General features: G+C 56.4%; 30 protein-coding genes, 1 tRNA gene and 1 pseudogene. All 32 read right to left on the reverse strand.

Annotated elements, in window-relative coordinates; translation table 11 throughout:
• Positions 1-26: 26 nt before the first annotated feature.
• Positions 27-1679 (reverse strand): TolC family protein, encoded by a 1653-nt coding sequence (locus WHS88_06510; protein MEJ5259825.1) that lies wholly within the window; start codon positions 1677-1679, stop codon positions 27-29.
• A gap of 35 nt (positions 1680-1714) precedes the next feature.
• Positions 1715-2881 carry an HlyD family efflux transporter periplasmic adaptor subunit gene (locus WHS88_06515; GenBank protein MEJ5259826.1) on the reverse strand — a complete coding sequence of 389 codons (1167 nt, stop codon included), beginning with the start codon at positions 2879-2881 and terminating at the stop codon, positions 1715-1717.
• Positions 2871-3569 carry a DUF4956 domain-containing protein gene (locus WHS88_06520; protein MEJ5259827.1) on the reverse strand — a complete coding sequence of 233 codons (699 nt, stop codon included), beginning with the start codon at positions 3567-3569 and terminating at the stop codon, positions 2871-2873. The genes WHS88_06515 and WHS88_06520 overlap by 11 nt, the downstream gene beginning before the upstream one ends.
• Complete coding sequence (locus WHS88_06525) at positions 3566-4441, reverse strand: polyphosphate polymerase domain-containing protein (protein MEJ5259828.1); 876 nt, start codon at positions 4439-4441, stop codon at positions 3566-3568. The genes WHS88_06520 and WHS88_06525 overlap by 4 nt, the downstream gene beginning before the upstream one ends.
• 431 nt (positions 4442-4872) lie before the next feature.
• Positions 4873-4946 (reverse strand) — tRNA-Met (locus WHS88_06530).
• Between the two features lie 55 nt (positions 4947-5001).
• On the reverse strand, positions 5002-5418 hold the full coding sequence (locus WHS88_06535) for an HIT family protein (GenBank protein ID MEJ5259829.1): 417 nt from the start codon (positions 5416-5418) through the stop codon (positions 5002-5004).
• Positions 5419-5486: 68 nt separating this feature from the next.
• Positions 5487-5924, reverse strand: coding sequence for a 50S ribosomal protein L17 (gene rplQ / locus WHS88_06540; protein MEJ5259830.1), 438 nt, complete (start codon positions 5922-5924; stop codon positions 5487-5489).
• Positions 5925-5962: 38 nt separating this feature from the next.
• Complete coding sequence (locus WHS88_06545; protein MEJ5259831.1) at positions 5963-6961, reverse strand: DNA-directed RNA polymerase subunit alpha; 999 nt, start codon at positions 6959-6961, stop codon at positions 5963-5965.
• Positions 6962-7063: 102 nt separating this feature from the next.
• Positions 7064-7696 (reverse strand): 30S ribosomal protein S4, encoded by a 633-nt coding sequence (rpsD, locus tag WHS88_06550; GenBank protein MEJ5259832.1) that lies wholly within the window; start codon positions 7694-7696, stop codon positions 7064-7066.
• A gap of 48 nt (positions 7697-7744) precedes the next feature.
• Positions 7745-8125, reverse strand: coding sequence for a 30S ribosomal protein S11 (gene rpsK, locus WHS88_06555; protein ID MEJ5259833.1), 381 nt, complete (start codon positions 8123-8125; stop codon positions 7745-7747).
• Positions 8126-8176: 51 nt separating this feature from the next.
• A complete protein-coding gene (gene rpsM / locus WHS88_06560) occupies positions 8177-8560 on the reverse strand; it encodes a 30S ribosomal protein S13 (GenBank protein MEJ5259834.1) in 384 nt (127 codons plus the stop codon).
• A 31-nt stretch (positions 8561-8591) separates the two neighbouring features.
• Positions 8592-8705: a 50S ribosomal protein L36 gene (gene rpmJ / locus WHS88_06565; GenBank protein ID MEJ5259835.1), complete on the reverse strand. Its 114-nt coding sequence runs from the start codon at positions 8703-8705 to the stop codon at positions 8592-8594.
• A gap of 25 nt (positions 8706-8730) precedes the next feature.
• Positions 8731-8946 carry a translation initiation factor IF-1 gene (infA, locus tag WHS88_06570; protein ID MEJ5259836.1) on the reverse strand — a complete coding sequence of 72 codons (216 nt, stop codon included), beginning with the start codon at positions 8944-8946 and terminating at the stop codon, positions 8731-8733.
• Between the two features lie 31 nt (positions 8947-8977).
• The gene (map, locus tag WHS88_06575; protein MEJ5259837.1) at positions 8978-9769 is read right to left on the reverse strand and encodes a type I methionyl aminopeptidase; all 792 of its coding nucleotides are present in this window, start codon (positions 9767-9769) and stop codon (positions 8978-8980) included.
• A gap of 11 nt (positions 9770-9780) precedes the next feature.
• Entirely contained in the window at positions 9781-10434 is a 654-nt protein-coding gene (locus tag WHS88_06580) for an adenylate kinase (GenBank protein ID MEJ5259838.1), read from the reverse strand.
• The gene (gene secY, locus WHS88_06585; protein ID MEJ5259839.1) at positions 10431-11792 is read right to left on the reverse strand and encodes a preprotein translocase subunit SecY; all 1362 of its coding nucleotides are present in this window, start codon (positions 11790-11792) and stop codon (positions 10431-10433) included. Before secY ends, WHS88_06580 begins: the two co-directional genes overlap by 4 nt.
• A gap of 26 nt (positions 11793-11818) precedes the next feature.
• Positions 11819-12268 carry a 50S ribosomal protein L15 gene (gene rplO / locus WHS88_06590; protein MEJ5259840.1) on the reverse strand — a complete coding sequence of 150 codons (450 nt, stop codon included), beginning with the start codon at positions 12266-12268 and terminating at the stop codon, positions 11819-11821.
• Between the two features lie 7 nt (positions 12269-12275).
• Complete coding sequence (rpsE, locus tag WHS88_06595) at positions 12276-12767, reverse strand: 30S ribosomal protein S5 (protein ID MEJ5259841.1); 492 nt, start codon at positions 12765-12767, stop codon at positions 12276-12278.
• Positions 12768-12833: 66 nt separating this feature from the next.
• Positions 12834-13199: a 50S ribosomal protein L18 gene (gene rplR, locus WHS88_06600; protein ID MEJ5259842.1), complete on the reverse strand. Its 366-nt coding sequence runs from the start codon at positions 13197-13199 to the stop codon at positions 12834-12836.
• 23 nt (positions 13200-13222) lie between these two features.
• Positions 13223-13795 carry a 50S ribosomal protein L6 gene (gene rplF / locus WHS88_06605; GenBank protein ID MEJ5259843.1) on the reverse strand — a complete coding sequence of 191 codons (573 nt, stop codon included), beginning with the start codon at positions 13793-13795 and terminating at the stop codon, positions 13223-13225.
• Entirely contained in the window at positions 13796-14194 is a 399-nt protein-coding gene (rpsH, locus tag WHS88_06610; GenBank protein ID MEJ5259844.1) for a 30S ribosomal protein S8, read from the reverse strand.
• Positions 14195-14229: 35 nt separating this feature from the next.
• The gene (locus WHS88_06615; GenBank protein ID MEJ5259845.1) at positions 14230-14415 is read right to left on the reverse strand and encodes a type Z 30S ribosomal protein S14; all 186 of its coding nucleotides are present in this window, start codon (positions 14413-14415) and stop codon (positions 14230-14232) included.
• Positions 14416-14441: 26 nt separating this feature from the next.
• Positions 14442-14981, reverse strand: a complete 540-nt coding sequence (rplE, locus tag WHS88_06620) for a 50S ribosomal protein L5 (protein MEJ5259846.1) — start codon at positions 14979-14981, stop codon at positions 14442-14444.
• A gap of 17 nt (positions 14982-14998) precedes the next feature.
• Complete coding sequence (rplX, locus tag WHS88_06625) at positions 14999-15337, reverse strand: 50S ribosomal protein L24 (GenBank protein ID MEJ5259847.1); 339 nt, start codon at positions 15335-15337, stop codon at positions 14999-15001.
• Between the two features lie 23 nt (positions 15338-15360).
• Positions 15361-15750 carry a 50S ribosomal protein L14 gene (gene rplN / locus WHS88_06630; protein ID MEJ5259848.1) on the reverse strand — a complete coding sequence of 130 codons (390 nt, stop codon included), beginning with the start codon at positions 15748-15750 and terminating at the stop codon, positions 15361-15363.
• A gap of 11 nt (positions 15751-15761) precedes the next feature.
• Positions 15762-16031, reverse strand: a complete 270-nt coding sequence (gene rpsQ, locus WHS88_06635) for a 30S ribosomal protein S17 (protein ID MEJ5259849.1) — start codon at positions 16029-16031, stop codon at positions 15762-15764.
• Positions 16032-16037: 6 nt separating this feature from the next.
• On the reverse strand, positions 16038-16235 hold the full coding sequence (rpmC, locus tag WHS88_06640) for a 50S ribosomal protein L29 (GenBank protein MEJ5259850.1): 198 nt from the start codon (positions 16233-16235) through the stop codon (positions 16038-16040).
• Positions 16236-16250: 15 nt separating this feature from the next.
• The gene (rplP, locus tag WHS88_06645; protein MEJ5259851.1) at positions 16251-16673 is read right to left on the reverse strand and encodes a 50S ribosomal protein L16; all 423 of its coding nucleotides are present in this window, start codon (positions 16671-16673) and stop codon (positions 16251-16253) included.
• Between the two features lie 186 nt (positions 16674-16859).
• Positions 16860-17489, reverse strand: a pseudogene (rpsC, locus tag WHS88_06650) (30S ribosomal protein S3).
• An 18-nt stretch (positions 17490-17507) separates the two neighbouring features.
• The gene (rplV, locus tag WHS88_06655) at positions 17508-18056 is read right to left on the reverse strand and encodes a 50S ribosomal protein L22 (protein MEJ5259852.1); all 549 of its coding nucleotides are present in this window, start codon (positions 18054-18056) and stop codon (positions 17508-17510) included.
• Between the two features lie 49 nt (positions 18057-18105).
• Positions 18106-18384, reverse strand: a complete 279-nt coding sequence (gene rpsS, locus WHS88_06660; GenBank protein ID MEJ5259853.1) for a 30S ribosomal protein S19 — start codon at positions 18382-18384, stop codon at positions 18106-18108.
• Positions 18385-18426: 42 nt separating this feature from the next.
• On the reverse strand, positions 18427-19281 hold the full coding sequence (rplB, locus tag WHS88_06665) for a 50S ribosomal protein L2 (protein MEJ5259854.1): 855 nt from the start codon (positions 19279-19281) through the stop codon (positions 18427-18429).
• Positions 19282-19301 lie beyond the last annotated feature (20 nt).

The following is a 19301-nucleotide window of genomic DNA, read 5'->3' on the forward strand; positions in this document are numbered from 1 at the left end:
GTTTCCCGCCTTCCTCTCCTTCTGTCCTACGGCTGAATACCGGCCGATGACGCCGTCCGCACCTCCCATCCTCCGCCGGATTTCACCCACAGCATTCCGGTATCCCGATAAAACTGCAACAGGGCCGTCGAATACGCAAAAACGGCCTCCGTAAAGGCCCGATGGGCCTGATAAGAATCCTTCTGGGCATCGAGGACATCGCGGCTTTTGGCCCGGGCAACCTGCATCAGCTCGAGGGTCTTTTCCAGCCGCTCCTGTGCCAGCCGGCAGGCCTCCTTTTGAACCTGATATCGCTGCCGGGCTTCCTGACAGTCCCGATAGGCCTTCCGCACCTCCAGAACCACCTGCTCGGTCAGCTGCTGATGAATCCGCTGCTGCTGCGCCCAGGCAATCAGGGCCCGCTTGTAGTTATTTTTCTCCCTTTCCCGGTCCAGCGGCAGGTCCAGCCGAAGCGTTGCCTCGTAGCGGTCGCGAACCCGCTGCAAATCGCCCGGGTCGGCCCCGAACGCATACCGTCTGGCGCCGTCGTTGGCGGGGCTGTAAAAACCCACGAAGGTCAAATCCGCCTTCAGGGCATCCGCCGCTATTTCTGCATGCCGCTGTGCATCGAGCGTGCGGTCAAAGGCATTGGCCAAATCCAGACGCTGATTCAGGGCCGCCTCAATTGCCTGCTCCTCCGTCAGAGGCAGCTCGCGGAGCCCATCGGCCAGGGCCGCCCATTCATTCACATCCGGTTCAATCGGCGCCTCCTGCGGAATATTGAGCATCCGTTTGAGCACATCTTTCTGGGTTTCATACTGCTGCCGTGCCTGAAGGTAGCTGTCCCAGGCGCGGATTTTGTCCTGATGGGCCTGCTCCAGTTCAAACGCCGCTAAACGGCCGGCCTGAACCAGCGGAGCCATCCTGTCATAGATCGACAGCATCTGCAGGTAGTGCTCCCGGCTGTATTTCAGCTGCATCTGATAAAAAAGCAGGCGGTAATACTCCGTCACGACAGACACCAGAAAGGTCTGGCGAAACCGATTGAAGTCCCGAATGGCATACAGCGTATCCTGCTCAGCCTGCGTCAGGGCCTCCAGAACAACCTTTCGGTCCGCCCCGCGAAGAAGCGGCTGGGTCACCGCCGCCTGAAAGATAGTCTGCAGACCGCTGCGGAAGTCCCCCGACAAGACATCCATATAGCCGACCGACAAACCGCTTGTCAGAACCGTACCGCTCGCCAGCAGTCTGCGGATGCCTCCTTCTCCGGAACCCCCCAGGGCCTCCCGCCCGCCCTCCCCTCCCTGGTCGCCTTCTTTGGCATATCCCCCCGTGGCCCGCGCAAACGGCGTCCACTCATACAAATGCTGCGCATCCCGCAGATTCAGGGCCGCCAGATACAGCTGCTCCTTGGCGGTCTGATATTCATGGGTCCTCGTCACCGCCAGCTCGGCCGCCCGGGCCAGCGACAGAACAGGGTTTTGTTCAAATTCCTGGAGGCGCTCCGGCCGGCTGGGAGATGAAAAGGGGTCTATCCGGTAATCTGCTCCGTCTCCGAAAGACTCCTTCCAGCGGTCTTCCAAAAGGGAATACACAACGTCATCCGTCTGACGGCTCACTCGTTCCGGGTCCAGCGAACATCCGGCAAACCATAAAAGCAGATAACAAATCCCCCCGGCTGTGAGAACCGTGTTTTTCATGGATTTCGGAGGTTCCTGTTCATAAAAACCGACGGCTAAATGCCGCGAATTCCCACCAGTTCATTCGGGAGCAGCTGCATATCCGGATGCACCGGAATCCGAACGGGTCGGCCCCATTCCGGAATCGTCGGATTTTTCCAGAGCCGTTCCGGCATCAGTTCCACCATTGGGCCGATTTCAGCCACCTCGGAACGCAGGACCTTTCGGGGAGCGGACGTCTTGATGATTTCGACCGGCTGACGCAGTGTGATGGAAGCGCCTTGTTCCTGAGGCACCCAGGCCGTCACAAAATCGACGGACGGGGCCACCAGTGTCAGAATCGGCATATCCCGGCTGACGGTCTGGCCGGGTGTACAGCCGACGGAGGCAACAATCCCATCAAAAGGAGCCTCGAGAACCACATCAAAATGCACGGCCGAAAGCTCCTCCAGCCGCTTTTCCTGCTGAACAATGGCCCGCCGAAGCGGCTCCAGAGACAGCATCGGCTCCGGAGAAACCGAACCAGCCGAAGCCCGGAAGGCCTCCAGACGCTCCTGAAGAGTCTGATAATCCTGTCGGGCCTGCTCCAGCCGCTGCTGGTCCTGAGCAATCTGAACCGCCAGGGCCTCCGCCTGAACCCGGACTTTCTGCAGTTCGTACGGTTCTATCGCCTTCCTGGCCAACAGCTCTTCGAGGACCCGCTGTTCGTTTTCGAGGTCTTTGAGCTGAATGCGAGCCGGCTCAAGACGCGTCTGAATCTCCAGAATCAGCAGGCGAGTTCGTTCTGCATCCAGGGCCATCTGGTGCTCGCGATAGAGCTGCTCGAGGCGCTCGCGTGACTGTCCGGCGGCCAGCTGTCGAATCATCTGTTCGGCCTGCAGTTTCCGATATTCGAGCTCCGTCAGGGCCGCCGCTTTCTCCGCTTCCAGCTGGGCCCGCGTCCGCTCAATTTCCGCCGGCGCCAGAAGCCGCAGAACCGCCAGGGGCTGTCCCCGGCGGACTGACTGATACAGATGAACCGGCACCGAGATGACCCATCCGGAATCCGGTGCGGTGAAGACACAGGTCTGCGAACCGGCGATTCCCACCGTTGAAAACCGCCCGTGACGATAAAAGAAAAGATAACAAACCGCCGCCAGCGCCGCCAGCCAGACCAGTACCGGCAGCAGCCCCGTCAGGATATGCCCCTTTCTCTTCGAAATGATTCTCCGGTCAGAGTTCAAGGATTTGCTCCTGAATGGCTATGCTCAGATTCTCAATTCCTTCGATTTTCCGCAGTTCGGAAAGCATCTGCTGATTCAGAGAGGCCTTCCGCAGAGTAATCTGATAGGCGTAATCCATCCGGGAACGGTCCGGCCCGCGGCTTTGGGAAGAGGTCAGGACAATCGTCCGGCAAAACCGCCGGAGCACCTTAAAAAGCGGATGGTCCGGACTCAGCTCGCCGTGAAAGGTAAACCGAAGCAGCGCATTGCTTGAATGAAACGCCCCGAAATCCGCCCAGTACAGATAGAGCAGCACCAGCCCGAGAACCGCCGTGCCGATGACGGCAATCGCATATCGTCCGGACCCGCAGGCCATGCCGATCACCAGAGCGCAGAACAAAAAAGCAATGTCCCGCGTGTCCTTAATCATGTTTCGAAACCGGATAATCGACAGCGCCCCCATCAAACCGACCGCCACGACAAAGCTGCCGGCAATCGTCGTCATCACAAGGGCCACCACTATCGTAATCACAATCAGCGACTGCACAAAGGATTTGGAATACGACAGTCCGTGATGCGTAAACGAATAAATCCACGCCAGCACCTGTCCGAGCACAAACGCCAGCAGCAGCGACAGAATCACTGTCAGAGCATCCGCTCCCGACTGCGAAGAATAATCATCAAATAGATGCCGTAATCCGTCCATCATTCCAGATATCGGAAGAGGACCCCTTCCGAAAAACAGGATACAGAGGAGACATATTTGGACATTGACGACAGATTCAGTTCAAACAGGCGAATCATCGTCTCCAGCCAGGCCGGATAATGGTCCGTAAACTTGATTTCCAAAACGACAAACGGAACCGGCACGGTCTGCCAGCCCGGTCCATTCAGCGTCACCTCCAGCCCGTGCGGTTTGCGGAAATGAAGCTGCCGATCAAAAGTAACCCGCACCCGATGGTCGCCCTCCCCTTCATAGGCCTCCCGCATATACCGAACCAGAACGACCGGCTGAGCCTGCAGCGCCTGTTTGTAAAACAAAAACTGCTTGAGGGCCTGGCGGTCTTTCTCCGAGCGGCCGTGAAGGTCCAGCGTCCCCTCCAGGGCAGCCTGCAGTTCTGAGCGTTCAACTCGAGCCCGGCTTTTGACAATTACTTTATTCACCCGCCGCTTGACTTCCAAAAACAGCGGGGTCTGCGGCAGGTCATTGTACGTTCGAATCCGCAATTTAAACCGGTTCGACTTGCCCGAAAGCGTTTCCCGGCACAGCTGAAGGTCTGGAGAGTCCCAATACAGACTCGAAATAGGGTACTGACGGTCCGGATACATCAGGGCATATTTATCCACCGACAAATAGTGCTGAACAAAATCTCGAATGGCCTGAGCTTTTCCCTCCGTAATTCGGTACTTCAATTCATAGCGGCAGCAGGTTAAATCTTTGCGGCCCAGAGAACAGACCGGAGCGATTTCCTCCCTGGATGGGCCGGCGAGTTCTGCCTGAATTGGAGAGGGGCCGGAAAGCTCAGCGGGTTCGAGGGGAACGGTATCTTTTCCCGGCGACCTCTTGACCGGTTCTACCACCTTCTTATCTTTTCTCCCTGTCAGAAAGCTTCGAAACATTTGTGTGAATCAGCAAAAGCTTCTAAAAAAGAAGTCCCATTCGGACGAAATTTATCTTCTTCCACACCCTGACGAACCCCACACTCTTCTGTATGCAAGAAAAACCGCCCCTCTTGAGTTTATTTTAATCCATTTCTAATCGAATTATAACGAAAAAACAAGAAAAAAGTCAACACCAATATCTGAATATTCTGGAACAAAAAAGTAAAAAACCTTTGCTGAAAAAGATTTTGAGCCGCTCAAGAATCAGGAAAAGATTATCGGGCCTGTTTGGACTCTTTCCATTCCGGAAACCCTTTTTGTGATAGGGTGCAAAATCGGGTACATTTGGCCCTTTTTCGACAAAAAAAGGACTTGCCGATTTTTCTGCAAGTCCTTTTTTGATAAGCATTTGGCGGGGGGAGGATTCGAACCTCCGACCTCCGGGTTATGAGCCCGACGAGCTACCAGACTGCTCTACCCCGCGATCAGGTTTTGTCTTCTATACCACAGTTTGCGGCCTTGTGCAACCGCTCATTCAATTATTTTTCGAGCATCCGGCGAATTTGTTCGGCTATCTGAGCGGCCTTTCCTTCCGGATAGGAATAGGAAGGCCAGTTCCGGAACAGCCCATCCCCTGTCTTTCTGGGAATAATATGAAAATGCAGATGCTCGACAATTTGTCCGGCCGCTCGGCCGTTGTTGCAAAGCACATTGTATCCATCCGCTTTCATCGCCTTTTGGACGGCCCCGGAAACTTGAGATAAAACGGCCGCCAGACTCGAAAGCGTCGAGGCCGGGCATTCATCCAGCCGGTTGTAATGCCGCCTGGGGATTACCAGTGTATGCCCATCCGATACCGGGCCAATATCCAGAAAGGCCAGAACCTCCTCGTTTTCAAAAACCTTTGCGGAGGGAATCTGCCCTGCGGCGATTCGGCAAAATACACATTCATCCATCTGAATCCTCCCGCCTGAACCGACAAAAAAAGCGGACGCAGTACCGCCGTCCGCTTTGGAAAATCCGCTTAGGACTTCTTGGAGGTCTTTTCCGGTTCTGATTTGCCCTGCTCAACCAGCTGAAGCAGAACCAGACGCCCGTTGTCGCCGAGCCGGTGCCTGGGCAGGCGAATAATTCGCGTATAGCCGCCCGGCCGGTCCAGGAAACGGGGGCCGATATCACTGAAAAGCTTTCCAATCACCGTGCCCACCTTGACCATTCGGCCGTCCTCTTCTTTGTAAATCGCCCGGTCGTTCAGCAGACGAAGTGCCTGCCGACGGGCGTGAAGATTCCCCTTTTTGGCCAGCGTAATCAGCTTCTCGGCAAATCCGCGGACCTCTTTGGCTTTTTCCAGCGTCGTCGAAATCGTCTCATGCTCAAACAGAGAAGCCGCCAGATTCCGACGCAGGGCGAGCCGATGCTCGCTGGTTCGTCCCAATTGTCTTCCTGCTATCCGATGACGCATATCCAATCACCTCAATTTTGTCTTTTTTCCGCTTTGTTTTAGACTCCGGTCATCCCTAAGGACAATCCGAGTTCCGCCAGTTTCCGCTTGACCTCACGCAGACTGGTTTTCCCGAAGCTGCGAATCTTCAGCAGGTCCGCTTCCGTCATCTTCACCAGCTGTCCGACGGTCTGAATATTGTTCGACTCCAGGCAGTTGCTCGAGCGGACCGTCAGCTCCAGCTGCTCAATCGGCATCGCCAGTTTGGCCGCCAGTTCCTCATTGACCGCCTTGGACGGCTGCGGCTCGGCCTGGACCGCCTCTTCCACAGTCTCTTTGCCCAGCTGGTCATACTGAACAATCGGGTTGATGTACTTGCGGAGAATCTTGCCCGCTTCCACCAGAGCCATTTCCGGCGTGACGGTGCCGTCCGTCCAGATTTCCAGAATCAGCTTGTCATAGTTGGTGCGCTGGCCGACTCGTGTATCCTCCGTCTTATAGCGTACGCGCAGAACCGGCGAATAAATCGCATCGACCTCAATCCGCCCGATTTCCTGCTCTGCGCGGTCGGAGGCCGCAATCCGCTCGGAAGCCGGCGAATAGCCGCGGCCGTTGCCCACCACCATTTCCATCTCAAAGTTTACATTTTCCGTCAGCGTCGCCAGCACCAGATCCTTGTTGATGATTTCAATCGCCGGGTCGCACTCAATCATGCCCGCCGTCACAGGACCGACCTGATTCGCACGCACTTTCATCGTGCGGCGCTGGTCGCCCTGCATCCGAACCACCAGACGCTTGACGTTCAAAACGATATCCGTCACGTCCTCCATCACCCCCGGGATGGACGTAAATTCATGCGTGACATTCTGAATCTTAATGGATTCAACGGCGCTGCCTTCCAGCGAAGAAAGCAGAATCCGCCGAAGACTGTTTCCGATTGTCGTGCCGAATCCCCGTTCAAACGGCTCGATAATAAACCGGCCGTACCGGTCGGTGGACACATCCGTGTCCTTCTGCACACGCGTCGGCAGTTCCAAACCTCTCCAGGTAATTCTCATACATAGGCCTCCAGCAGCGGGCGAATGTTCTCAGTGCTTTTCTTCGGGCCGAAAGGAGAAGAAAACCACTCTCTGGAATCCGCCCGGTTTTCCAATAATTCGTTATTTCGAACAGAACTCCACAACCAGATGTTCTTCAATCGCCAGCTGGACATCCTCACGGGACGGCAGAGCCACGACAGTGGCCGCCGGCTTGGAGGCATCCAGCTGAAGCCAGCCCTGCACCTGAAAATTCGGATTGGCCTCCAGCTGGGCCTTGACCAGCTTGCGGGTCCGTTCCGAGTTCTTCAGGGTAATCTTGTCGCCGATATTGACTAGTCGGTCCGGAATATCCACCCGCCGGCCGTTCAGATAAATATGCCCATGGGCAATCAGCTGCCGGGCCGCCTTGCGGGAGGGAGCAAAGTTCAGCTTAAACACCACATTATCCAGACGCCGTTCGAGAAGCTCCAGCAGCGTACGTCCAGTGTTGCCTTTCCGGCGGGCGGCTTCGCGGAAAATGCTCATAAACTGCTTTTCCATCAGCCCGTAATACCGTTTGACCTTCTGCTTTTCGCGAAGGCGAACGCCGTAATCGCTGTAGCGTCCTCTCCGCCAGCCGTGCATTCCGGGAGCCATGCTCTTTTCCCGCCGCTCAATCGCACACTTGGCGGTTTCGCACCGTGTGCCCTTGAGCATCAGCTTCATTCCTTCTCGCCGGCATAACCGACATGTAGGTTCAAGATAACGTGCCATATTCTGTCAGCTTCCTCTTTGTAAGGTTCAATTGTTCCGTTGTCCGGATTAAACACGCCGACGCTTGCGGGGACGGCACCCGTTGTGCGGAATCGGCGTGACATCCTCAATGGAGGCAATCCGAAGACCCGCCTGCTGAATCGCGGCAATCGCCGATTCCCGGCCGGACCCGGGCCCTTTGACGCGGATTTCCACCTCGCGCAGGCCGCTGCGCATCGCCGTACGGGCCGCCTTTTCCGCCGCCCGCTGTGCCGCAAACGGCGTACTCTTCCGCGAGCCCTTAAAGCCCACGCTGCCGCCGGAATCCTGACAAATCGTATCGCCGTCCATATCCGTGACCGTAATCAGGGTGTTGTTGAACGTCGCCGTGATATGAACAATCCCGCGAACCACATTTTTCCGAACTTTTCGTTTTACGCTTTTGGCCATAACCAATCAACTCCTCTATTCCGTCTCCGCTGCGACGGCTGGTCTTAGCGGTTACCGCATTTCTTTGACGCTCTTCTTGCCGGCCACGGTTTTCCGTTTGCCTTTCCGCGTACGGGCATTGCTTTGCGTCTGCTGACCGCGAACCGGAAGACCGCGGCGGTGACGAATGCCCCGATAGCAGCCGATTTCCTTCAGACGAGCGATATCCTGCGAAACCTTTCTCCGCAGCTGCCCTTCCACGAGGTAGTCCCGGTCGATAATCTGGGTGATTCGGCTGACCTCATCTTCCGTCAATTGCCCGGCCCGCACCTGCGGATTGACCTTGGCTTCCTCCAGAATCTTGCAGGCCAGATAGCGTCCGATGCCGTGGATGTAGCTTAAGGCAATCCACGCCGGCTTGTTGTTCGGTACATCTACACCAATGATACGGGGCATATGAACTCCTGTCGCTTAGAAAGACTCGTTATCAGCCCTGACGCTGCTTATGACGGGGATTCGAACAAATCACTCGCAAAACCCCTTTGCGTCGGACCAACTTGCAGTTTTCACAAATTCGTTTTACGGAACTTCGTACTTTCATAGATTTTTCCCTGTCCAACCGGGTGTTAACTTCTCGTAATAATCCGTCCTCGGGTCAAATCATAAGGACTCATCTCCACCAGCACCTTATCCCCCGGCAGTATCCGGATAAAATGCATCCGCATTTTTCCGGACACATGGGCCAGGATGCGATGGCCGTTCTGCAGCTCTACCCGAAACATGGCATTCGGAAGAGCTTCTACGACCGTCGCTTCCAGTCTGATGGCATCTTTTTTCGCCATATCCCTCTGTTTTTTTTCTCCTGACGGCTGATTACCCGGCCTTCTCATCGAGCGTTAAAACCTCACAGCCGCCTTTTACCACTGCTATTGTATGTTCAAAATGGGCCGAATACTGCCGATCTTTTGTCACAACGGTCCATCCGTCTTTCAGCGTCCGAACGCCCGGCTTGCCCATATTGACCATCGGTTCTACCGCCAGCACCATCCCCTCCTGAAGCACGATATCCTCGCGAAGCAGTTCCGGGCTGACAAAATTCGGCACCTTGGGCTCCTCATGCATTTCCGTCCCGATGCCGTGCCCGACATAATCCTTCACCACGGAAAATCGGGCTTCTTTCGCACAGGCCTCCATCTGGGCCGCTATCGTACTCCACCGAACCCCCGGCGCCATCCGCTCGATCGCAATCTGGAGCATCCGCTCCGTCACCTCCAGCAGCCGCCGATGTGCCGGAGCAATGGGGCCGATTCCGATGGTAAAGGCTGCATCGCCGCAGTATCCATCCAGTTTCACCCCGAAATCGACGCTCAGAATATCGCCCGGCCGCAGCACCACATCCGGCGAAGGAATCCCGTGCACCAGCTGCTCATTGACCGAGGTACAAACGGCCCCCGGGAACGGCCGGCCTCCGGAAGGATTGGGAACCCCTTCAAACAGGGCAATCGCTCCGGCCTCTCGGGTCAATCGGCGGGCCAGGGCATCCAGATGCGCCGTGCTGACGCCCGGTCCGGCTTCCTCTTTGAGTTTTGAAAGAACCTTCGCCACGACCTGTCCGGCCCGGCGGATTTTCTCGATTTCCCGGCGGCTTCTGAGCTTAATCGCCATAAGGGCTCAATTTAACGTCCCAGCCGCCCGAGTGCTGCAAAAACGGCCTCACTGACTTTGTCAATCGGCTGGTCCGCATCAATCACAATAATCCGGCTTTGCGTACGGCGATAATATCCCAGAACCGCCGCCGTCTGCTCATGGTACGTTTTCAGTCGATTCGAAACCACTTCGGGACTGTCATCCTTGCGCTGCACAAGCGGGCCGCAGCCTTTATCACACTGTCCGTCCACTTTCGGCTTCAGGTTGACAATATGATAAACAGCCCCGCATTTCGGACAGCTCCGCCGGCCGGTCATCCGGTCCAGAATCGCCTCATCCGGAACTTCCAGCGAAACGATCGCATCGATGGTCTCTCCGGCCTTTTTCAGCGCGGCATCCAGCCCTTCCGCCTGCACGACGGTACGGGGAAAACCGTCCAGAACATATCCTTTGGAGCCGGTTTTCTTAATCGCCCCAATCATCATATCAATTATCAAATCATCCGGAACCAGACCGCCGGAATCCATATAGGACTGGGCCTTGCGCCCCAATTCGGTCCCGGCCGCCCGTTCGGCCCGAAGGATATCTCCGCTGGACAAATGGGCCAGGCCGTATTTTTCTGCGATTCGCTTGCACTGTGTGCCTTTGCCGGCACCGGGCGGTCCCAAAAGAATCAGCTTCATACGCGAGCTCCCCGAATCCGTCCGGCCGACGAAAACCCTTCGTAGTTTCGCATCAGCAGGTTCGCTTCAATCCGCTGCACCAGGTCCAGCGAGACGCTCACCACAATCAAAAGTCCCGTTCCTCCGAGGAAGGAAGCGGCCGTATAGTCCACGCCGAACATCTGCGTGACCAGACTGGGCACCACCGCAATAATCGCCAAAAAGGCCGCCCCGAAGAAGGTAATCCGAATCATCACGGTTTCCAGATATTCGGCCGTCCGATGGCCGGGACGAAGCCCCGGAATAAAGCTGCCGCGGTCCCGAAGATTTTTGGCCATATCCTTCGGCTGAAACTGGACCGTCGTCCAGAAATAAGCAAACACAAAAATCAGAATAATATAAAGCAGGTTATACGTGTACGCCTGGGGGCGGAACGCTTCGATAAGCACACGCATAAAAGCCATTCCTCCCAGCAGATTGGGACGGGCCAGCTGCTCCAGAATAATCGGGGGGAACATCATCAGCGACGAGGCAAAAATAATCGGCATCACGCCGCCGTGATTGACCCGAAGCGGCAGATAATGCTTGGCCCCGCCGTACATCCGATGGCCCCGCATCTGCTTGGCCTGCTGAATCGGAATCCGCCGCTGGCCCTGCGTAATCAGAATCGTTCCGGCCACGACAAATACAAACGCCAGAATCAGGAAGACAACTGTCAGAATCCCGTAAGTGCCGGGCTCCGGGCTGACCCGCAGGTCCGTCTTTTCAATCACCCCGAGCACCGCGGCCGGCATCCGGGCCAGAATGCCGGCCATAATAATCAGACTGATGCCGTTTCCGATTCCGTATTCGTCAATCTGCTCGCCCAGCCACATCAGAAAGATGGTGCCGGCCGTCATCCCCACCACGCCCATCAGGATTGCCCGGCCGTGCATGCCCGGATACGTGTATCCGTCCATTGCCGCCATCCGCATAAACATCAGTGCCTGAATGATGCACAGCGGAACCGTCAGATAGCGCGTGTATTCCTGAATCTTTTTGTAGCCGGTCGCCCCCTCCTGGCGGAGTTTCCGAAGCGGCGGATAGATTTCCCCCAGCAGCATCAGAATAATCGAGGCCGAAATATACGGCATAATCCCCAGTCCAAACAGACTGCTGTGCTCCAGCGTACCTCCGGTAAACATCTGAAGCACCTCGGCGGCGCGTCCGAACGGTGTTTCCTTATCCCGAGAGGCCGCCTGCTTGGTGATCTGCTCCTGGTCGAAACCGGGAACCGGAATATGATAGCCGATCCGGTAAATCACCAGAAGGGCCAGCGTAAACAGAATCTTGTTTCGCAGGTCCGGAATTTTGAAGATGTTGACAAATGTCGTCAGCATGTTGTTGGTCCTTCCGTGTCTCGACCTCAGGCCACCACTTTTACCGTCCCGCCGCAGCCGGATATCTTCTGCTCTGCGCTTTTGCTGAATTTATGGGCCGACACCGCCAGTTTTTTGGTCAGTTCGCCGTCCCCCAGAATTTTCACGCGGCTTTGCACGCTCCGGACAAGTCCGGCACCGGCCAGCTCCTTGACCCCGACCGTATCCCCGTCGCGGAAATACCGCTCGAGCTGGGAAACATTGACGATTTCGTATCGCTCGGAGAACGGAGCATTGCTGAAGCCCCGCTTGGCCAGCCGGCGAAACAGCGGCATCTGGCCGCCTTCAAACGCCGGATGGAGGGAGAACCCGGAACGGCTCCGGTCGCCTTTGTGGCCGCGACCAGCCGTCTTTCCGTGTCCGCTGCCGGGACCTCGGCCTACCCGTTTCCGCTTTTTATTTGCCCCGACCAACGCTGTAATTTCATCACTTCGCATGGTTGACTCACCACCTTTTGACTGCTTCCACCGCGACCCCGCGGATCGATTCGATGGTTTCCTTATCCCGCAACTGCAGCAAACCGTTCATCACGGCCTTGACAACATTCTTGGCCGAGCGGCTGCCGTTGATTTTCGTCAGCACATTCCGAATCCCGGCGTATTCGAGGACCGCCCGGGCGCTGGAACCGGCAATCACCCCGGTACCCGGACTGGCCGGAATCATTGTAATCTGCGTCGCACGGCTCTTGCCGATCACTTCGTGCGGAATCGTCCCGCCGACGACCGGAATGCGCTTCAGATTTTTCTTGGCGTCCTTGATGGCCTTTTCCACCGCCGGCGGAACCTCATTGGCCTTGCCGTATCCGACGCCCACCGTTCCGTTTCGGTCGCCCACCACCACCAGGGCCGAAAAACTGAACCGGCGGCCGCCTTTGACCACCTTGGCGTTCCGAAACACCTTCACCACCGTATCTTCCAGCGGCTGTTCGCCCGGCATTGTTAGTCTGGTTTCTTCAGCCAACTCTGTTCTCCGTTTCTGCAGGTTTCTTGATTCCCGTATTCCTTAAAACTTCAGGCCCGTCTCGCGGGCTGCATCCGCCAGAGCCTTCACTCGCCCGTGAAATTTGTATCCGTTTCGGTCAAAACAGACCGCTCGAATTCCCATATCCAGCGCCTGCTTGGCCAGCGCCGCCCCGACCGCCTTGGCAGCCTCCCGATTGCCTCCGCTCTTGAGCTGTCCCCGAAGAGCCCGGCTCATTGTGCTGGAGGAGACCAGCGTCACCCCCGCAATATCATCAATAATCTGAGCGTAAATATGCCGGCTGGAGCGAAACACCACCAGACGCGGACGCTCCGGCGTCCCGAAAATCTTTCTCCGCGAGCGGAAATTACGCCGCAGACGCGTTCGTTGTATCCGTTCTCTCTGCATCCAACAACTCCTGACCTGTTCAATTACCCGCCGGAGGCAAAGGCCTTGCCTTCCTTGCGAATCACATGTTCATCCGCATACCGAATTCCCTTGCCCTGATAGGGCTCCGGCGGACGGACCTTCCGAATCTCTGCGGCGAACTGACCGAGCACCTGCTTGTTGGCGCTGGACAGCACAAAGACCGCCGGGGTTTCATTGCCTTTCGTGGCCGGCGTCTTGATTTCGACCTTGACTTCCTTGGGAATCGGCAGTTCCGCCGGCTTGGCATACCCGACCGACAAAATCAGCTTGCCGCCCTGTTCTTTGACGCTGTAGCCCGTACCGTAAATCAGCATTTCCTTCTGGAAGCCCTCGCTGACGCCCTTCACCATGTTGTTCAGGAGGGCGCGGGTCGTTCCGTGAAATGCCCGTTTCTGTCGGTCCTGCGGGTCCGGATTGCTTACTTCAATTTTGCCGTCCGCCACCCGAACCTGAATTTCAGGCCGACACTGCAGCTGCAGGGTTCCCTTCGGCCCGCTGATTTTAATCAGCTGACCGGACTGCTCGACCTTCACGCCGCTGGGAATCTGAATTGCCTTTTTTCCGATTCGACTCATTTAACTCACCGTGCACAGTAATTCGCCGCCGATATGGTCCCGACGGCAGACTCGATCACTTACCACTCCACGACTCGTGGACAAGATGGAGATGCCCATCCCGTTGAGCACCACCGGCAGCTCATCCACACCGCAATATTTCCGACGTCCGGGCTTGCTGACCCGTTTAATCATCTGAATCACAGGCCGTCCGTCCGGTGTGTACTTCAGAAAGACCCGAAGAAGACCCTGTTTGCCGTCATCAATCCGGTCATAGTCCCGAATATACCCCTCTTCTTTCAGGACGGCCGCTATCCCTTCGCACACCTTGGAGGCCTTTACCTGGACCTGAGAACGCCCGACTCGCGATGCGTTCCGAATCCGGGTCAACATATCAGCTATCGGATCACCTAAACTCATGAATCTCTCCAAAAAAACGTCCGGTCTGCTGCCGTTTACCAGCTGGCCTTTTTGACGCCGGGAATCTTCCCCTCGTTGGCCAGTTTCCGAAAACAAATCCGGCAAATCTTAAACTTCCGATATACCGCACGAGCCCGCCCGCAGATTTGACACCGCGTATAAGCACGGCTCCGAAACTTCGGTTTCTTTCTCGCCTTGTTTTCCAGTGCCTTGGTGGACATATCCGTCTCCAGCGCTTCGTAATGGGTTACGACCGAAACGGCATTCCGAACAGCCGCAGCAGTTCACGGCCTTCTTCATCCGTTTTGGCGCTTGTCACAAACGTTATATTCATGCCCTGATTGACTTCGATGCGGGCCGCATCAATTTCGGGGAACACACTCTGTTCCTCCAGACCCATCGAATAATTCCCGTGCCCGTCAAAGCCGTTGGGATTGAGCCCGCGGAAGTCTTTCACACGCGGAATCGCCAGGTTAATCAGACGGTCCAGAAATTCATACATCCGGTCCCGACGAAGGGTTACCTTCAGGCCCGTCTTGTCTCCCTGACGCACCTTGAAGTTTGACACGCTCTTTTTGGCCGCACAAATCAGGGGCTTCTGGCCGGTAATCACCGTCAAATCCCGCAGGGCCATATCCAAAAACTTTTTGTCCTGCGTGGCCTTTCCGACCCCCATCGAGACCACAATCTTCTCCAGACGCGGAACGGCCATCGGCGTCGTATAACCGAACTTCTCTTTCAGAGCCGGAACAACCTTCGATTTATATAAAACCTTCAAACGAGCCATATTGACTTCACCTTATGTTATTTCTGCTTGGCTTTCCGTACAATTCCGATTTCCGTTCCGTCCGCAGCTGTTCGCTTCTTGACACCTTTGGAATCCACAACGAAACGAACCCGGGTGCCCTTGTTGGTTTTGGGATGCACCGGCAGCAGATTGCTCAGATGAATCGGCCGTTCAATCCGAATCCGCCCGCCCTGCGGATTTTTCTGTGAAGGGCGAACATGCTTATAAACAAGGTTCACGCCTTCCACCAGGGCCAGTTCTTTGTCCGGCATCACCCGAATCACCCGTCCGGTGACCCCTTTCTGGTCTCCGGATATCACCTGCACCATATCGCCTTTTTTAATATGTCTTGCCATATGCGCTCTCGGCTTTCCTCACACTAAACCACTTCACTGGCCAGCGAGATAATTTTCATAAAGTTCTTCTCGCGAAGTTCCCGGGCCACCGCCCCGAAAATTCGGGTCCCGATCGGATTGTTTTCATTGTCAATGATGACCGCCGCATTGCTGTCAAACCGGACATAGCTGCCGTCCGGGCGCCGGACCGGATACTTCGTGCGGATAATCACGCACTTGTACACCTTCTTGCGGTCCAGCTGACAGCTGGGCAGGTGCTTTTTGATCGCCACACACACGATATCTCCGATGCTGGCGGTCACCCGGGTGTACTTTCCTTTTCGGGCACTGCTCTTGCCCAGCACTCGGATACACTGAGCTGTTTTCACGCCGCTGTTGTCGGCGATTTCCAACATGGTTTCCTGCTGTATCACGGCTGCATCCTTTACTCTTTGACCGCTTTCTGCAAAATCTTCACCAGCCGCCAGCTCTTCCGCTTGCTGATGGGGCGGCATGGAGTAATTTCCACAAAATCACCTACGCCGGCCTCATTCGCCGGGTCATGCACCGCCAGTTTCGTCCGCCGGCGGATATACTTCTCATATTTCGGGTGCTTCATCAGGTAATCAATCCGCACCACGATGCTCTTGTCTCCGCTGCGGCTGACCACGGTTCCGCGCTTCTTCTGAATCTTCTTGTTCTTGACTGCTTCCATATGCACTTACCGGCCCTTCCGTTCTTCCTCTCGCATCACCGTTTTGATTCGGGCGATATCACGCCGGATATTTCGGATCACATGTCGGTTCTGCAGATTCTCCGTCACCGCCTGACAGCGAAGCTCAAAGACTTTCCGCTGCAGCTCCTGAAGCTTTTCCAGGCGTTCATCAGTTCGCATTTCTCGAATTTCGTTTATCTTCATAATAGAGACATCCTCTTATCCAAGCGAATGACGGCGTGTCACAAAGCGGCAGCGAATCGGCATCTTGTGCGCCACGCGAAGCAGGGCTTCTTTGGCCACACTTTCCTCGACGCCGCCGATTTCAAACAGAATCGTCCCGGGCTTTACACGCGCCACCCAGCCGGCCACTTCCGCCTTTCCTTTTCCCATACGCGTTTCCAGCGGTTTGGCCGTGTACGAATGGTCCGGGAAAATCCGGATATACACCTTGCCTTCCCGGTGCAGGTAATGGGTCGCCGCCACACGGCCGGCCTCGATCTGACGGCCCGTAATCCAGTGCGCCGACAGGGCCTGCAGTCCGTATTCCCCGAACGCCACATAATTCTTCCGTGTGGCAACCCCCTTCAGGGTGCCGCGCTGCTGTTTTCGATATTTGACTCGTTTGGGCATTAAGGCCATAAGCAATCCACCTCTTTGAGCAATCTGTCCTTAGACTTCCTGACCGGGGTTTCCCGCCGCGCTGTCCGATTCAACGGAGGATTCTTCCACGGCCGCTGCACCCTCCGCCCGCTCACGGGGTCCTCGCCGGCTCCGGGAGGCCCGCCGCGGCTTCAGCGGCGCTTTGGCAATCGCTTCTTCCCCGAATTTCCCTTTATAAATCCAAACCTTGATGCCGATGGTGCCGTAGGTCGTTCGGGCCACCGCCAGCCCGTAATCCACATTCGCATCCAGCGTCTGCAGCGGAATCGACCCCATCTTCTGGGTCTCACTGCGGGCAATTTCCGCTCCGGCCAGACGTCCGCTGCAGATAATCTTAACCCCCAGCGCCCCGGCGTTCATCACATTCTCGCAGGCCGTCTTCATTGCACGCCGATACGCCGCGCGTTTTTTAATCTGCTCCGAGATGCTTTCGGCCACCAGCGTCGCATCCAGATTCGGCTCTTTGATTTCAATCACATTCACGCTGACCTTGCGGTCAATCAAAGCTTCCAGCTCTTCCTTGAGCTTGTCCACTTCGGCGCCGCGCGGACCGATGACCATCCCCGGCCGGGCCGTGTGCAGCGTGACCTTCACTTCATTCCGGGTTCGGGCAATCTCAACCTTCGAAACCGCCGCATACGGGGGCTGACGGTTGAATTTCTTGTCCACGTACTCCCGCAATTTGTAATCTTCAATCAAAAACTCCCCGTAATTGGCCTTCGGAGCAAACCACGTGCTCTGCCACGGCAGCGTGATGCCTGTTCGAAACCCGATCGGCGATGTCTTTTGACCCATAAATGCCTCGATTCCCGATTATTGCTGCGATACGGACACTATAATATGACTGGCCTCTTTTCGAATCGGATGGGCGCGTCCGCGGTCTTTGGCCCGCCACGCCTTGGTCCCGATGCGCCGGCCCGCCGGATCCACCCTCGCTTCCGACACAACCAGATTCTCCACATCCGCCTCCTGCTCATCCGCATTGGCAATCGCGCTCTGCAGCACTTTGCGAACCGCCTCTGCCGCCCGCTTGCGGGTGAACTGAAGGATATCCAGTGCTTCCTGCACCTCCCGGCCCTGAATCAGCTGGGTAACCAGATGCACCTTCCGAGGCGACATCGGAGCATAACGATACATCGCCCGCCACTGGGAGATATCCTGGACTTCCACGCCCAGCGCTTCCGCCAGCCGGCGAATATCATCCGAATTCGGTTTCGGCGTCAGAAGGCCCTTCCGCCAGTTTCGAAGCGCCCGTACGGCATCCTGTTCGCTGCGGCCTCCGCGGGCCAGATGTCCGGCCAGCTGCTGAAGCGTCATCTTCCGCTGACGGCATATCTGATTGAATTTTTTTACATTCAGCATAAGTTTGCAACCTTACTTGCTCGATGGTCCGTCCTGTCCGCTTCTTCCCTTATTTGGCCTCTTCTTTCTTGGCGCCGGAGTGGCCGCGGAACGTACGGGTCATCGAAAATTCACCCAATTTATGCCCTACCATATCTTCCGTTACAAACACCTTGTGAAACATCTTGCCGTTGTGGACCAGAAAGGTATAGCCCACAAATTCCGGAATGACCGTGCAGGAGCGGGCCCAGGTCTTGATGGGCTCCTTGCTGCCGGTTTCCATCTGCCGGCGAACCTTCAGATACAGCTTTTCGTCAACATACGGCCCTTTTTTTCGCGAGCGTCCCATTCAACTACCTCTTTGCTACCTGTTGCTCTTGCCTTATTCGGCCTACAGCACCAACTGAACACCCCGATTGCTCTTGCGGCGTCGGATAATCCGGCGGCTGCTGACCTTGCGCGGGTTGCGCGTCTTGCCGCCCTTGGCCAGCACCCCGGTCGGCGAGCAGGGATGACGGCCGCCGTTGGCTCGGCCTTCGCCGCCGCCCAGCGGGTGGGCCACCGGGTTCATCGCCTTTCCGCGAACATGCGGGCGAATCCCTTTATGACGATTCCGTCCGGCCTTGCCGACCTTGACGTTCTGGTAATCCGAATTGCTCAGCTGCCCGATGGTCGCCCGGCATTCCTTGCGAACCATTCGCATCTCGCCGCTGGGCAGAACAATCGTCACCCAGTCGCCTTCCTTGGCCATTACACGGGCCACGCCGCCGGCCGTCCGAACCAGTTTGCCGCCCTGGCCGGCTTCCAGCTCAATATTGTGAATTTCCACGCCGACCGGCACAAACTCCAGCGGCATCGCATTGCCGATTTTCGGCTCCACCGAAGGTCCGCTTTCGACCGTCTGGCCCACCTGAATGCCCTGCGGGGCCAGAATATAGCGCTTCTCCCCGTCTTCGTACTGCACCAGCGAGATAAAGCAGTTTCGATTCGGATCATACTCAATCGTCAGGACCTTGGCGGGCATATTGTCCTTGTTCCGCTTGAAATCGATAATCCGGTAAATCCGGCGCCCGCCGCCCCCGCGGAACCGAACCGTTGTCTCGCCGGTATTGTTTCGGCCGCCGCTCTTTTTGATGCGAACGCATAAACTCTTTTCCGGACGAAACGCCGTCAATTCCTTCTTATAGTCAATCACCGAAGCATTCCGGCGTCCGGGACTGGTCGGTTTATACACTCGAATGGCCATCGTGCATTCCCTTTATCTGG

The sequence above is a fragment of the Anaerohalosphaeraceae bacterium genome, from assembly GCA_037479115.1.
Taxonomy (GTDB): Bacteria; Planctomycetota; Phycisphaerae; order Sedimentisphaerales; family Anaerohalosphaeraceae; genus JAHDQI01.

Excerpts from the sequence above, each read along its gene's own strand:
- WHS88_06510 (MEJ5259825.1), bottom strand. The coding sequence starts at position 1,679 with ATGAAAAACACGGTTCTCACAGCCGGGGGGATTTGTTATCTGCTTTTA.
- WHS88_06520 (MEJ5259827.1), bottom strand. The coding sequence starts at position 3,569 with ATGATGGACGGATTACGGCATCTATTTGATGATTATTCTTCGCAGTCG.
- WHS88_06535 (MEJ5259829.1), bottom strand. The coding sequence starts at position 5,418 with ATGGATGAATGTGTATTTTGCCGAATCGCCGCAGGGCAGATTCCCTCC.
- rplQ (MEJ5259830.1), bottom strand. The coding sequence starts at position 5,924 with ATGCGTCATCGGATAGCAGGAAGACAATTGGGACGAACCAGCGAGCAT.
- WHS88_06545 (MEJ5259831.1), bottom strand. The coding sequence starts at position 6,961 with ATGAGAATTACCTGGAGAGGTTTGGAACTGCCGACGCGTGTGCAGAAG.
- rpsD (MEJ5259832.1), bottom strand. The coding sequence starts at position 7,696 with ATGGCACGTTATCTTGAACCTACATGTCGGTTATGCCGGCGAGAAGGA.
- rpsK (MEJ5259833.1), bottom strand. The coding sequence starts at position 8,125 with ATGGCCAAAAGCGTAAAACGAAAAGTTCGGAAAAATGTGGTTCGCGGG.
- rpsM (MEJ5259834.1), bottom strand. The coding sequence starts at position 8,560 with ATGCCCCGTATCATTGGTGTAGATGTACCGAACAACAAGCCGGCGTGG.
- rpmJ (MEJ5259835.1), bottom strand. The coding sequence starts at position 8,705 with ATGAAAGTACGAAGTTCCGTAAAACGAATTTGTGAAAACTGCAAGTTG.
- infA (MEJ5259836.1), bottom strand. The coding sequence starts at position 8,946 with ATGGCGAAAAAAGATGCCATCAGACTGGAAGCGACGGTCGTAGAAGCT.
- map (MEJ5259837.1), bottom strand. The coding sequence starts at position 9,769 with ATGGCGATTAAGCTCAGAAGCCGCCGGGAAATCGAGAAAATCCGCCGG.
- WHS88_06580 (MEJ5259838.1), bottom strand. The coding sequence starts at position 10,434 with ATGAAGCTGATTCTTTTGGGACCGCCCGGTGCCGGCAAAGGCACACAG.
- secY (MEJ5259839.1), bottom strand. The coding sequence starts at position 11,792 with ATGCTGACGACATTTGTCAACATCTTCAAAATTCCGGACCTGCGAAAC.
- rplO (MEJ5259840.1), bottom strand. The coding sequence starts at position 12,268 with ATGCGAAGTGATGAAATTACAGCGTTGGTCGGGGCAAATAAAAAGCGG.
- rpsE (MEJ5259841.1), bottom strand. The coding sequence starts at position 12,767 with ATGCCGGGCGAACAGCCGCTGGAAGATACGGTGGTGAAGGTGTTTCGG.
- rplR (MEJ5259842.1), bottom strand. The coding sequence starts at position 13,199 with ATGCAGAGAGAACGGATACAACGAACGCGTCTGCGGCGTAATTTCCGC.
- rplF (MEJ5259843.1), bottom strand. The coding sequence starts at position 13,795 with ATGAGTCGAATCGGAAAAAAGGCAATTCAGATTCCCAGCGGCGTGAAG.
- rpsH (MEJ5259844.1), bottom strand. The coding sequence starts at position 14,194 with ATGAGTTTAGGTGATCCGATAGCTGATATGTTGACCCGGATTCGGAAC.
- WHS88_06615 (MEJ5259845.1), bottom strand. The coding sequence starts at position 14,415 with ATGTCCACCAAGGCACTGGAAAACAAGGCGAGAAAGAAACCGAAGTTT.
- rplE (MEJ5259846.1), bottom strand. The coding sequence starts at position 14,981 with ATGGCTCGTTTGAAGGTTTTATATAAATCGAAGGTTGTTCCGGCTCTG.
- rplX (MEJ5259847.1), bottom strand. The coding sequence starts at position 15,337 with ATGGCAAGACATATTAAAAAAGGCGATATGGTGCAGGTGATATCCGGA.
- rpsQ (MEJ5259849.1), bottom strand. The coding sequence starts at position 16,031 with ATGGAAGCAGTCAAGAACAAGAAGATTCAGAAGAAGCGCGGAACCGTG.
- rpmC (MEJ5259850.1), bottom strand. The coding sequence starts at position 16,235 with ATGAAGATAAACGAAATTCGAGAAATGCGAACTGATGAACGCCTGGAA.
- rplP (MEJ5259851.1), bottom strand. The coding sequence starts at position 16,673 with ATGGCCTTAATGCCCAAACGAGTCAAATATCGAAAACAGCAGCGCGGC.
- rplV (MEJ5259852.1), bottom strand. The coding sequence starts at position 18,056 with ATGCTGAATGTAAAAAAATTCAATCAGATATGCCGTCAGCGGAAGATG.
- rpsS (MEJ5259853.1), bottom strand. The coding sequence starts at position 18,384 with ATGGGACGCTCGCGAAAAAAAGGGCCGTATGTTGACGAAAAGCTGTAT.
- rplB (MEJ5259854.1), bottom strand. The coding sequence starts at position 19,281 with ATGGCCATTCGAGTGTATAAACCGACCAGTCCCGGACGCCGGAATGCT.